Origin of the sequence: Caballeronia sp. Sq4a, assembly GCF_023170545.1 — a bacterium.
Taxonomy (GTDB): domain Bacteria; phylum Pseudomonadota; class Gammaproteobacteria; order Burkholderiales; family Burkholderiaceae; genus Caballeronia.
Window position 1 is genome coordinate 2,794,214 of sequence record NZ_CP084250.1, and the last position, 12,743, is coordinate 2,806,956.

Here is a 12,743-nt window from a genome sequence, read left to right on the forward strand (position 1 = left end):
GCGCCGCAAGTCTCAACCGATCGTCATCAAATTCGCGTTACCGCCCGCCGCCGCCGTGTTCACGCTCACCGAGCGTTCCGTCAGCAGACGTTCGAGCGCGTAGTCTTCGCCGTCGTGGCCAGCGTCGGCGAACGTGCCCGCCGCGACGCCCTGCACCGATACGATCGGCCCCGGGCGCTTCGCGACTTCCTTCACCAGCGACAGCAGTTCGTCACTGTCGCCTTCGAACAGCACGGCATCGTAGCCGGCTGCCGGATCCTTGCTCACCGACGCATGCGCCTTCAGCGCGGGCGGCAGCGATGCCACCAGTTGCTCGCCCGCCGATCCCGCAAAGAGCGCCTTGTTGCCTGTCGCCAGCACCGCGGCGAATTGCGCGCGCGCGCCGCTCGCCGTCGATGCCACGCAGAACACCGTGCCCCGCGCGCTCAACGTGTACGTGTTGCGCTCGCCCGTCGGGCCGGACAGCACCGCGGTCGCGCCCGCCAGCACGTGTTGCAGATAGCCATCGCAACGCGCGGCCGTCTGCGGATCGCGTTCGCCGATGGCCCAGTCGCGCAACGCGGTAAGCGCGGCGGCGGGCGTATTGGCAGACGGCGTTTCATCGACGACGAGCGTGCTCGCGAGCGACTTCGGCAAGCCGGTCGGGCGCTTGGCCAACAGACGCTGCAAGTACAACGCGCCACCCGCCTTCGGACCCGTGCCCGACAGACCTTCGCCGCCGAACGGTTGCACGCCGACCACTGCGCCGATCACGTTGCGGTTCACGTAGATGTTGCCCACGTGCGCGCGCTGAATGACATGCGCAATGGTTTCGTCGATCCGCGTATGGATGCCGAGCGTCAGTCCGTACCCCGTCGAGCGAATTTGGTCGAGGAGTTTATCAAGAGACGCACGGCGGTAACGCACCACATGCAGCACCGGCCCGAACACTTCGCGCTTCAGCTCGTCGATGCTTTCCAGTTCGATCAGCGTCGGCGGCACGAAGGTGCCTTGGGCGCACGCATCGGGCAGCGGCTGCTGCACGACCTTGCGGCCCTTCTCGCGCATCGCCGCGATGTGCGCGTCGATGCTGCGCTTCGCATCCGCGTCGATCACGGGACCGACATCCACCGACAGGCGATCCGGATTGCCCACGGCGAGCTGCTTCATCGCGCCGGTCAGCATGTCGAGCGTGCGGTCGGCGACATCGTCCTGCAGACAGAGAACGCGCAGCGCCGAGCAGCGTTGACCGGCCGAATCGAACGAAGACTGCATCACGTCCGCGACGACCTGTTCGGCGAGCGCCGACGAATCGACGATCATCGCGTTCTGGCCGCCAGTTTCCGCGATGAGCGGGATCGGGCGGCCGTCCGAATCGAGGCGCTCCGACAGCGTCTTGTTGATCAGGCGCGCGACTTCGGTCGAGCCGGTGAACATGACGGCACGCGTGCGGGCATCGGCGACCAGCGCCGCGCCGACGGTCTCGCCATCGCCCGGCAGCAGTTGCACCGCGCCCGCCGGCACGCCGGCTTCGCGCAGAATGCGCACGGCTTGCGCGGCGATCAGCGGCGTCTGCTCGGCGGGTTTGGCGAGCACGGGATTGCCCGCCGCGAGCGCGGCCGCGACCTGACCCATGAAAATGGCCAGCGGGAAATTCCACGGGCTGATGCACACCACCGGCCCGAGCGGGCGATGCGTGTCGTTCGAGAACTCCGCGCGAATCTGCGACGCGTAGTAGCGCAGGAAATCGACGGCTTCGCGAATTTCCGCGATCGAGTTCGGCAGCGACTTGCCCGCTTCGCGCACGACGAGGCCCATCAGCGTGTGCATCTGCGCTTCGAGCAGGTCGGCGGCGCGCGAGAGGCAATCGGCGCGGTCTTCGACGGGCGTGGCCTGCCAGATCGGCGCAGCGGCCACCGCGTTCGCGAGCGCCGCGCTTACCTGTTGCGACGACGCCTCGACCACAGTGCCGACCACATCGCGGTGATCCGCCGGATTGCGAATCTCGCGCGCGACGCCGTTTTGCGGGTCGTCGCGTTCCAGCATCGGCACGGCCTGCCACGGATGATTCGCGCTTGCGAGCAGGGCCGACGACAGCGACGCCAGCCGATGTTCGTTCGACAGGTCGAGGCCCATCGAATTGAGGCGCTCGTTGCCGTAAAGCTGACGCGGCAGCGGGATCTTCGCGTGCGGCGCGCCGAGCGGCGTGATGGCTTGCGCTTCGTCGATCGGATCGCGCACGAGGTCCTTCACCGGCACCGATTCATCCGCAATGCGGTTCACGAACGACGTGTTCGCGCCGTTCTCCAGAAGACGCCGCACCAGATACGCGAGCAGCGTTTCGTGCGTGCCGACCGGCGCATACACGCGGCACGGACGGTTCAGCTTGTCGCGGCCGGTGACTTCCTCGTACAGCGGCTCGCCCATGCCGTGCAGGCACTGGAACTCGTACTGGCCGGGATAGTAGTTCTGTCCTGCGAGGTGATAGATGGCCGACAGCGTGTACGCGTTGTGCGTCGCGAATTGCGGATAGACGGCATCCGGCGCGCCGAGCAGCTTCTTCGCGCAGGCGAGATACGAGATGTCCGTATAGATCTTGCGCGTGTAGACCGGGTAGCCTTCCAGGCCGTCCACTTGCGCGCGCTTGATTTCCGTATCCCAGTACGCGCCCTTTACGAGACGAATCATCAAGCGATGACGGCTGCGGCGCGCGAGATCCACCAGATAGTCGATCACGAACGGGCAGCGCTTCTGATACGCCTGCACCACGAAGCCGATGCCGTTCCAGCCCGCCAGTTCCGGATCGAAGCACAGCGCTTCGAGCAGATCGAGCGAGAGTTCGAGACGGTCGGCTTCCTCGGCGTCGATGTTCAGGCCGATGTCATAGCGCCGCGCGAGTTGCGCCAGCGCGCGCACGCGCGGCAGCAGTTCGCTCATCGTGCGTTCTTGCTGCGAGCGCGAGTAACGGGGATGCAGCGCCGACAGCTTGATCGAAATTCCCGGGCCTTCGTAGATGCCGCGCCCGCCGGCCGCCTTGCCGATCGCGTGAATGGCCTGCTCGTACGACGCGTAGTAACGCTGCGCGTCTTCTTCCGTCGTCGCGGCTTCGCCGAGCATGTCGTAGGAATAGCGGAAACCGCGCGCTTCGAACTTGCGGCTGTTCGCGAGCGCTTCGGAGATGGTCTCGCCGGTGACGAACTGCTCGCCCATCAGACGCATCGCCATATCGACGCCCTTGCGGATCAGCGGCTCGCCGCCCTTGCCGATCATGCGCGTGAGCGCCGACGAGAGGCCGGCTTCGCTGTTCGTCGTCACGAGCTTGCCGGTGATCATCAGGCCCCACGTCGCGGCGTTGACGAACAACGACGGCGCCTGGCCCATATGCGAGCGCCAGTCGCCCTTGCTGATCTTGTCGCGAATCAGCGCGTCGCGCGTGGCGCGGTCGGGAATGCGCAGGAGCGCCTCGGCGAGGCACATCAGCGCCACGCCTTCCTGACTCGACAGCGAGAATTCGTGGATCAGACCTTCGACGCCGCCGCCCTTGCTTTTCGCGCGCAGCGTTTCGACCAGCTTCGTCGCGAGCTTTTCGGTGTCGGCGGCGACGGTGGCCGGCAGTCGCGCCTGACCGATCAGAAACGGCACGCACTCCGGCTCGGGACGGCGGTACGCCGCCGTGATCGCCGCGCGCAGCACGGACTGCGGCTGCACGTTCTGCGCGAACTCGAGGAACGGGTGCGGCGCGCCGTCTTCGTCGCCTTCGACAGTCGCGGCGTCGCTCATCTCCGACGTGCCGTTCACGCCCGAGAGTTCGGGCGGAAGCTGGCCGTGCTCGATCCGCTCCAGATACGCGAAGATCGCCTGCTTGATCAGCCAGTGAGGGGTGCGTTCCAGTCGCGTGGCGGCGTCTTTCAGCCGGGACCGCAGCAAATCGTCGACTTTCACGCCAAGGGTTGTGCTCGCCATATTTCCTTCGTTTGCCGGTCACGCTTACCCGGCCAGGGACCTAAAAGTTGGCGAATCGTACTCCGCTGATATAAAAGGTGCAACCAGCATTTTCGAGACGGTTGCACCGCGTCGAAACGCTTGTGGGGCGGGCTTCTCCGTGGTTTTTCGGATGCTTGTCCGGCGGCGGAAATCGCCTAGTAGTTTCCCTAACCCACTCTTTTTTGGGACAACCCCTAAGTAAATGCCTCCCCGCTGCCGATATAAAGCGATGCGCGCCGTCCGGCGCTACAAAAGCAGCTACGGGGAACGACAACATGAGCACGTGGATGGTGGTGGTCGGGGTTTGGGCGATGTTCGCGCTTTGCATGGTGCTGTTCGTGCGCGGAGCGTCGTCGCGTACGCATCGTGTCGACGATACGCGCGACGAGGCGACGCCGGTTCGCGGCGGCGCGGAGGCATCGCGCGCGAAAGTCTGACGAGCGGCGGGCGGCCCGCCGCGTTTTACACGTCGAGCGGGTCGACTTCCACGTTCCAGCGCAGCACGCCTTTGAGCGAGCGCAGCACCGGCTGCCACGCTCGCAGCGCCGTTTGCAGCGCGGCGCGCGAGCCGCTTTCCACCAGCAGTTGCGCGCGGTGCACGTTGAACACCTTGACGATGGTGAGCGGCACGGGATCGTAGACGGTCACGCGGTCCGCGCCGGGCAACGGCGCGAACGCCGCGGCGGCGTCTTCGAGAAACGCGATCGCGGCTTCGAGCGTGCGGCCTTCGGCGCGCAGCATCGCCTGATAGACGAAGGGCGGCAGGCGCGCGTCCCGTCGCTCGGCAAGCGTGGCGTTCGCGAATCCGACGTAGTCTTGTCGCGACAATGCGAGATAAAGCGCGTGGCGCGGATAGCGCGTCTGGATCAGCACTTCGCCCGGCAGCCCGGCGCGGCCGGCGCGGCCGCTGACCTGCGTCAGTTGCGCGAAGAGCCGTTCGCTCGCGCGGAAGTCGTGCGAGAAGAGCGCCGTGTCTGCATTCAGCACGCCGACGAGCGTGACACGCCGGAAATCGTGTCCTTTCGCGATCATCTGCGTGCCGACGAGAATATCGACCTCGCCCGCGTGGACGTCGGAAAACAGCGCCTGCGCGCTGCCTTTGCGCCGCGTGCTGTCGGCGTCGATGCGCAGCACGCGCGCGCCCGGCACCACGATCGCGAGCGTTTCCTCGACGCGCTGCGTGCCACGGCCCATCGGCGCGATATCGATATTGCCGCAATCCGGGCACGACTTCGGAATGCGCGATTCCCAGCCGCAGTGGTGGCAGCGCAGCGCGCGCTCCGGCTTATGCAGCACGGCATAGGCGCTGCAACGCGGGCAGCCCGCGACCCAGCCGCAGGCGTCGCACGAGAGGATCGGCGCGTAGCCGCGTCGGTTCAGAAAGACGAGGCTCTGCTCGCCGCGCTCCAGCCGCGATTTCAGCGCCGCGATGAGCGGCCCCGACAGCCCTTCGACTGACGCCCGGCCGCGCCGGTGCTCTTCCTCCAGATCGATGAGCCGCACGGTCGGCAGCGCGGCGTCGGTCACCGCGCGGCGCGTCAGTGTGAGTCGCGTGTAGCGGCCCTGCTCGGCCTGCCACCAGGTTTCGAGCGAGGGCGTCGCGGACCCGAGCACCACGGGAATCTCCAGTTGCTTCGCGCGATACACCGCCAGATCGCGCGCAGAGTAGCGCAAGCCTTCCTGTTGCTTATAGGCCGGATCGTGTTCCTCGTCGACGACGATCATCGCGAGGCTCGGCATCGACGCGAGAATGGCGAGCCGCGTGCCGAGCACGATTCGCGCGCTGCCGGTGTGAGCCGCGAGCCAGTTGCGCGCGCGCTCGCCTTCAGCGAGACCGCTGTGCATCGTGACGATGGAATCCGGCGCCAGCGCGGCGAATCGCTGGCGAAAAGCGGCTTCGAACTGTGGCGTGAGATTGATTTCCGGAACGAGGACGAGCGCCTGCGCATCGGGCCGCGCCGCGAGCAACCCGGCGAGCGCGTGGAGATAGACCTCGGTCTTGCCGCTACCCGTCACGCCGTGCAGCAGGAACGGCGCGAAGCCCTGCGCGCCCGCGATGGCATCGACGGCTTCGCGTTGTTCGTCGGTGAGTTGCGGAAGCGACGCCCCGCCGGTCGGCGAAGACGGCGCGTCGGGCCGTGTCGGTTCGCCTTGCGCGGCGCGTTCGATCCAGCCGCGCGCGAGCCAGTCGTCGAAAGTGGCGGACGCCTTCGGATGCATCGCGCGAGCGTCGGATAGGGTAAACAACTCATGTTCCGCGAGCGCCGTGGCCAGACGGCGCAGCGCGTGAGCGCGCACCGGCAGCGCGTCCGGGAGCGCATCGCGGCCGGCGGGGAGCAGCCGGAAACGCTCCTCGACCGCGAGCAGCCGATCCCAGCGCGAGGCGTCGCGCAACGCTTGCGGGAGCGCCGGCAGCGCCACTTCGCCCAGTCCGCGCTGGTAATATTCCGCCGCGAAATGCGCGAGCGCGATCCACTGCGCGGAAAGCGGCGGGCATTCGCGGCACATGCGCATCACGTCGCGCAACTTATTCGGCGGTACGTCGGTGGCGGACGTCACTTCGCAGATCAGCCCGACGACGTCGCGCCGTCCGAACGGCACCTCGACGAGTGCGCCGACGGCCGGTCCGCCGGCCAGCGCGTAGCGGTAGTCGAACAGCACGGGCATGGGCTGATCGACGGCAACACGCACAAAGACGTCCGTCATCGCGCCAAGCGCCCGCAAGGCCCCGCACTCGCGGCGCGCGACGGCAGCACAAGACTCGCGGCGACGAAGTTAAAGTGAAACGTCAAAGTCGGCGCGAAGTGTGCGGTTTTTTCTGGTTTTCCACCGCTTTCCACAGCCCTGTGGATAACTTTGTTGAGAAGTTCCGCGCGGCCCGCCGCAAAGAATGTCACGGATCGCTTGCGTGCGTTTGCCCACATATCGGACAAGACTCTTATAAGTTGTTTGGAATCAGCGACTTAGGCGAAGAATAGCGAGTTTTTATGGGCTATGCGCGTCGATACGTCTGATGGCGCGACGCAACGAACAAAATGTGCATAAGTCAATCTTGACATCGCGAGAGACCGCGAACGGCGGGCGATTCCGATTGCACCGCCGCGCACGTCGGCCGAGCCGCCTGTGGACGTTCGCTGCACCGCAGCATGGCCCGTTATCGAGCGACGCCGCGCGCCCGCATCTCGCGACTGTACCGATGCACTTCGTCGACCAGTTCGGCGACGTGCTCCGGCGGCGTGAACTGCGAAATGCCGTGCCCCAAATTGAACACGTGGCCCGGAAAATTTCCGAAGCTGTCCAGGACGCCCCGCGCTTCGGCGCGAATGGCTTCTGGCGGCGCAAAAAGCACGGCCGGATCGATATTGCCTTGCAGCGCGACGCGACCGCCGACGCGCTCACGCGCCGCGCCCAGGTTCACCGTCCAGTCGAGGCCGACCGCATCCACGCCCGTGGCGGCGATCTCGTCGAGCCACAGCCCGCCGCCCTTCGTGAACGTGATGACCGGAACGCGCGCCCCGTCGTGTTCGCGCTTCAGACCGGCGACGACCTTCGAGATGTAGTCGAGCGAAAAGCGTTGATACGCGCCGTCGGCAAGCGCCCCGCCCCACGTATCGAAGATCATGACCGCCTGCGCACCCGCTTCGATCTGCGCGTTCAGATACGCGGTGACGGCCTGCGCATTGATGTCGAGAATGCGGTGCATGAGATCGGGCCGCGCGTAAGCCATCGCCTTCACGGTCCGGTGATCGTCCGAGCCGCCGCCTTCGACCATGTAGCACGCGAGCGTCCACGGGCTGCCGGAAAAACCGATAAGCGGCACCTTCTGGCGGCCTTGCGCGTCGGTGAGCGCGCGGCGGATCTGGCTCACGGCGTCGGTCACATAGCGCAGCGTCGCGTCGATGTCCGGCACCGAGAGACGCTTCACGTCCTCTTCCGTGCGCACCGTGCGTTCGAAACGCGGACCTTCGCCCTGCACGAAATTCAGGCCGAGGCCCATCGCGTCAGGGACGGTGAGGATGTCGGAGAAGAGAATCGCGGCGTCGAGCGGATAGCGTTCGAGCGGCTGCAGCGTGACTTCGGTGGCGAAGTCCGGATTCTTCGCGAGGCCGAGGAAACTGCCGGCGCGCGAGCGCGTGGCGTTGTATTCGGGCAGATAACGGCCGGCCTGACGCATCAGCCAGATCGGCGTGTATTCGGTCGGCTGGCGCAGCAGCGCACGCAAAAAGGTGTCGTTGAGAAGAGTGTGTGCCACGTCGCTCGATGCCGAAGCCTGAAGAATCGTCCATTCTACCGGACCGGCTGCCCGATTTCGCAGCAGCGCGGCGGCAAATCGGCGCGCGTCGCGAGCTTTTCGAGATGATTTGCAGACGCACGGACGCTCGTTATCATCGATGGCCGCCGGCGTCGTCGCGGCCCATCACAACTAGAACCAGGAGCAACGATGAAACGCATGTCCTTCAGTCTTGCCGCTTGCGCGCTGACTTGGCCGCTTCTCGCATCGAGCGTCGCGGACGCCCAGACCGTTCAAGGCGGCAGCGTCGTGCAAGCCGCGCCCGCGTACGCCTCGCGGCTCGACGAAGTGCTCGCGCGCCACACGCTGCGCGTCTGCACGACGGGCGACTACAAGCCGTATTCGTTCTTGCGGCCGGACGGTCAGTTCGAAGGCATCGACATCGACCTCGCGGACAGTCTCGCGAAGTCGCTCGGCGCGAAAGCCGATTACGTCAAGACGTCGTGGTCGAATCTGATGAACGACTTCGTCGCGAAGTGCGATATCGCGGTCGGCGGCGTCTCGACGACACTGGAGCGGCAGAAGCGCGCGTTCTTCACCGCGCCGTACATGGAAGACGGCAAGACGCCGATCGTGCGTTGCGGCGACGTCGACAAGTTTCAGACCGTCGCGCAGATCGACCAGCCGAACGTGCGCACGATCGTCAATCCGGGCGGCACCAACGAACGGTTCGCGAAGCAATATTTCTCGCACTCGCAGCTGATCGAGTATCCGGACAACGTGACGATCTTCAAGCAGATACTCGACGGCCGCGCCGACGTCATGGTCACGGACGCCTCCGAGACGCTGCTTCAGCAGAAGCTGAATCCCGGCCTGTGCTCGGTGCATCCGGACAAGCCGTTCCAGTTCGGCGAAAAGGCGTATCTGCTGCCGCGCGGGGACGTCGCGTGGCAGCAGTATGTGGATCAGTGGCTGCACCTCGCGCGCTCGACCGGCGAGTTTCAGACCGTCGTCGACAAGTGGTTGAAGTAACGCGTTAGCGATCCGCGCGCAGCAGTTCGCCCGCGCGCTCGCCGATTTGCCGCAACCAGTCTAGCGCCGCGTCGGACTGCGCATGCAGGCGGCCGAAGCCATGCGTCATGTTCGTCGCGTCGATCAGTTCGACGCGACCGCCGTTGGCTTCGAGGAAGCGCTGAAGCTCGTAGGCGTCGTCGTAGAGCGGATCGTAGGCGGCCGCGACGATCAAGGCGCGCGCCGGCGTCCGCTCGTACGGCTCGGCAAGCGGGAACGCGCGCACGTCGTGCTCGTCGGGCGCGGCGCCGGACAGGAACTGCGTCCAGTACCAGCGCATTTCGTCGTTGGTGAGGCCCGGCCCGTTTGCGTTGGCAAGACAGCTCGGGCTCTCGAACTGGCGTCGCATCACCGGATACAGCAGCAGTTGCACGTTGACGAGGCCCGCCACGCGCTGGTTCGCGCCGCGCGCCGCGACGACCGCCAGATGCGCGCCCGCGCTGTCGCCGCCGACGCCCAGCCGGTCCGTCGCGAAGCCGAGCCGCGAGCGATGTTCCGCCAGCCACAGAAGCGCGTCCAATGCGTCGTCGCACGGAGCCGGAAACGGATGCTCCGGCGCGAGCCGGTAATCGACGCTCGCGACGGCACACTGCGCATCGAGCGCGAGCCGCGCGACGAGGCCGTCGTGCGTCTCGATGTCGCCCACCACCCAGCCGCCCCCGTGAAAGTAGACGAGCAACGGCAGCGGTCCGCTTGCCGCCTTCGGCCGATAAATGCGCGCAGCAAGCGTGCGGCTTTGTAAAGAAACGTCAAGGTCCTCGACGGCGATCGCGTCGTCGCGCTTGCCCGAATAGGCCTGCGCGACCGCCTTGAAGCGCTGGCGCACGGCGGATGCACCCGCGTCGGGGCCGAGCGGCGGGAAGGCTTCCGCGACGCGGCTGTAATACTGAAGAAGGTCCGAATCGATCGTCATGCACGTCTCCAATTAGTGTTTTGCGAGTGGCGGCGCATTGAAAACACACCAAAAAATCGTTTTCATGCGTCCGCCCGTGCTATTTTTCTGAAGAATAGCCAAATCGGCCGCCGCCGTTTAAACTGCATTTTGCACTGGCGTCCGGGCAAATGAATAAATGGCCCGATTAACTCGCAATAAATGGCCAGACATTAGCGGTTTCAGGGGAGAATGTTTAGCTCGACAATTATGCACCTTGGGTTACAACCTGAAACACTTTGTTACGGCCGTCGTCAATCAATTCGCCCACAATCTGTTCAAACGGTTTCAACACGGGTGGTCTCGATTGCGCTGCGGAAACCGCAACGCAAATCGCAAGCCGGCATGGTCCGGCGCTCCGAATAGGGGGCATCCGTGTTGGGATCGTTCTTCGGTTTGAAGGCAGAACCGAAGCTCCCACAGTTGGTCTCCTCGCGCTAACCCCGTAGCGTGTGGTTTTTAGCGGGCTCCAGGCCCGCTTTTTTTTCGCCTCGACAAACGTTTGCGCGCTTGCGCCACGGGCGTTTGTCGTATTGTTTGCCCATGACAGAAGGGAGCGCGCTGCGCTCCCTTTGTCGTTTGCCGGCCGTCTGGACACCTCGATCAGGCGGTTTTCGCTTCGGTCAGCTTCAGTTCGTCGATCATCTGCGCGCGCATCACGAACTTCTGCACCTTGCCGGTGACCGTCATCGGCAACTCGTCGACGAAACGGATATAGCGCGGAATCTTGTAGTGCGCGATCTGCCCTTCGCAAAAAGCCCGGATTTCCTGCTCCGTCGCCTGCTCACCCGGACGCACCACGATCCATGCGCAGACTTCCTCGCCGTACTTCGCGTCGGGCACGCCGAAAACCTGAACCGACTGGATCTTGGGATGGCGGAACAAGAATTCTTCGATCTCGCGCGGATAAATGTTCTCGCCGCCGCGTATCAGCATGTCCTTTAACCGCCCGACGATATTGCAGTAACCCTCGGCGTCGAGCGTCGCGAGATCGCCAGTGTGCATCCAGCCATCGACAATCGCCTCGCGCGTCTTGGCTTCGTCGCCCCAATAGCCTTTCATCACCGAATAACCGCGCGTGCAAAGTTCGCCCGTTTCCCCGACCGGCACGATTTGCCCGAGCGCATCGACGATCTTTACCTCCAGATGCGGCTGAATGCGGCCGACAGTGGCTGTGCGCTTGTCGAGCGGGTCCGTCGTCGAGCTGTGGAACGAAACGGGGCTCGTCTCCGTCATGCCGTAGGCGATGGTGATCTCGCTCAGGTGCATCTTCGACACGACGCGCTTCATCGTTTCGATCGGACACGGCGAGCCCGCCATGATGCCCGTGCGAAGGCGGCTCAGGTCGTACTTCGCAAAGTCGGGGTGATCCAGTTCCGCGATGAACATCGTCGGCACGCCGTGCAGCGCGGTGCAGCCCTCTTCGTGGACGGCGGCGAGCGTCGCAGCGGGATCGAACGCTTCGCCGGGAAAGACCATCGCCGCGCCCGTCGATACGCACGCGAGCACCGCCAGCACCATGCCGAAGCAGTGATACAGCGGCACGGGAATGCAGAGCGAATCAGCTTCGGTCAGCCGCATGGCCATCGCGATATAGCGCGCGTTGTTGACGATGTTCCGATGCGTGAGCGTCGCGCCCTTCGGGTTGCCGGTGGTACCGCTCGTGAACTGGATGTTGATCGCGTCGTGGGCGTCGAGTTTCGCTTCGAGCGCGTCGAGCCGCCCAGTGTCGAGCGCGGCGCGGCCCCGGCGCATGACGTCGTCGAAATTCAGCATGCCTGGCGTGGTGCCGTCGCCCATGCGAATCACTGTGCGCAGCGCAGGCAGCTTGGCCGCGTGCAGGTCGTTGAGCTCGGCGTCGGACAACTCGGGCGCGAGTGCCTGAAGCATGTCGAGATATTTCGACGTCTTGAACTGCTCGGCCGCGATGATGGCCGTGCAACCGACCTTCTGCAGCGCGTATTCCAGTTCGGCCAGCCGATACGCCGGGTTGATGTTCACCAGCACGGCGCCGATGCGCGCGGTAGCAAACTGCGTCAGCAGCCATTCAGCGCGATTCGGCGACCAGATGCCGACGCGATCGCCCGCTTTGAGGCCGAGCTGCAGCAGCGCGGTCGCGAGCGCGTCGACCTCATTGGCGAACTCGCGCCACGTCCAGCGGATGTTTTGTTCGCGGAACACGACGGCCGGTCGGTCTGGAAAGCGCGCGACCGTTTCTAGAAGAAAGCGCGAGACGGTGGCATCGCTGAGCGGGATATCGGTCGCGCCGCGGACATAAGAGAGGCCGTCGCGCGGTTCGATCTGCGCGCCGGCGTGCGTCGGTTCGTGTGCCATCGATGGACTCCGCCCGGATGAAGGCTAATTGGAAGGCCATTGTGCATGGCGACGCCGGGAGCGGGCATTCAGTGTTACCCGCAATGCTTGCCGGTCGGACCGGTCGAGGCTTCGCGGAATCAATGCGTTAGGCGCATAAGGAAAGGTCGCACATCCGATATGCACATTTGCCGAGGCATGCACGCATAAAAAAAGCAGCCCGGAGGCTGCTTC

Annotated in this window: 7 protein-coding genes; 2 read left to right on the forward strand and 5 right to left on the reverse strand. The window is 65.1% G+C overall.

The annotated features are described in order from the left end of the window. Positions 1-12: 12 nt before the first annotated feature. Positions 13-3,942: a trifunctional transcriptional regulator/proline dehydrogenase/L-glutamate gamma-semialdehyde dehydrogenase gene (putA, locus tag LDZ24_RS13330; RefSeq protein ID WP_248320738.1), complete on the reverse strand. Its 3,930-nt coding sequence runs from the start codon at positions 3,940-3,942 to the stop codon at positions 13-15. A 296-nt stretch (positions 3,943-4,238) separates the two neighbouring features. Here putA and LDZ24_RS13335 point away from each other — a divergent pair, with 296 nt between their 5' ends. After that, complete coding sequence (locus tag LDZ24_RS13335) at positions 4,239-4,400, forward strand: hypothetical protein (protein ID WP_248320739.1); 162 nt, start codon at positions 4,239-4,241, stop codon at positions 4,398-4,400. Positions 4,401-4,425: 25 nt separating this feature from the next. Here the strand turns inward: LDZ24_RS13335 and LDZ24_RS13340 are convergent, their stop codons facing one another. Both LDZ24_RS13340 and hemE read right to left on the reverse strand, forming a co-directional pair. Further along, entirely contained in the window at positions 4,426-6,669 is a 2,244-nt protein-coding gene (locus tag LDZ24_RS13340; RefSeq protein ID WP_248320740.1) for a primosomal protein N', read from the reverse strand. Between the two features lie 448 nt (positions 6,670-7,117). Further along, positions 7,118-8,215 (reverse strand): uroporphyrinogen decarboxylase, encoded by a 1,098-nt coding sequence (hemE, locus tag LDZ24_RS13345; RefSeq protein WP_248320741.1) that lies wholly within the window; start codon positions 8,213-8,215, stop codon positions 7,118-7,120. A gap of 189 nt (positions 8,216-8,404) precedes the next feature. Between hemE and LDZ24_RS13350 the strand changes: the two genes are divergently transcribed. Beyond that, complete coding sequence (locus tag LDZ24_RS13350; RefSeq protein WP_248320742.1) at positions 8,405-9,226, forward strand: transporter substrate-binding domain-containing protein; 822 nt, start codon at positions 8,405-8,407, stop codon at positions 9,224-9,226. Between the two features lie 4 nt (positions 9,227-9,230). Here LDZ24_RS13350 and LDZ24_RS13355 read toward each other — a convergent pair whose 3' ends face one another. Together LDZ24_RS13355 and LDZ24_RS13360 are read right to left on the reverse strand one after the other, a co-directional pair. Next, positions 9,231-10,178: an alpha/beta hydrolase gene (locus LDZ24_RS13355; RefSeq protein ID WP_248320743.1), complete on the reverse strand. Its 948-nt coding sequence runs from the start codon at positions 10,176-10,178 to the stop codon at positions 9,231-9,233. A gap of 621 nt (positions 10,179-10,799) precedes the next feature. Continuing rightward, on the reverse strand, positions 10,800-12,530 hold the full coding sequence (locus LDZ24_RS13360; RefSeq protein WP_248320744.1) for an AMP-binding protein: 1,731 nt from the start codon (positions 12,528-12,530) through the stop codon (positions 10,800-10,802). Between the last annotated feature and the right edge of the window lie 213 nt (positions 12,531-12,743).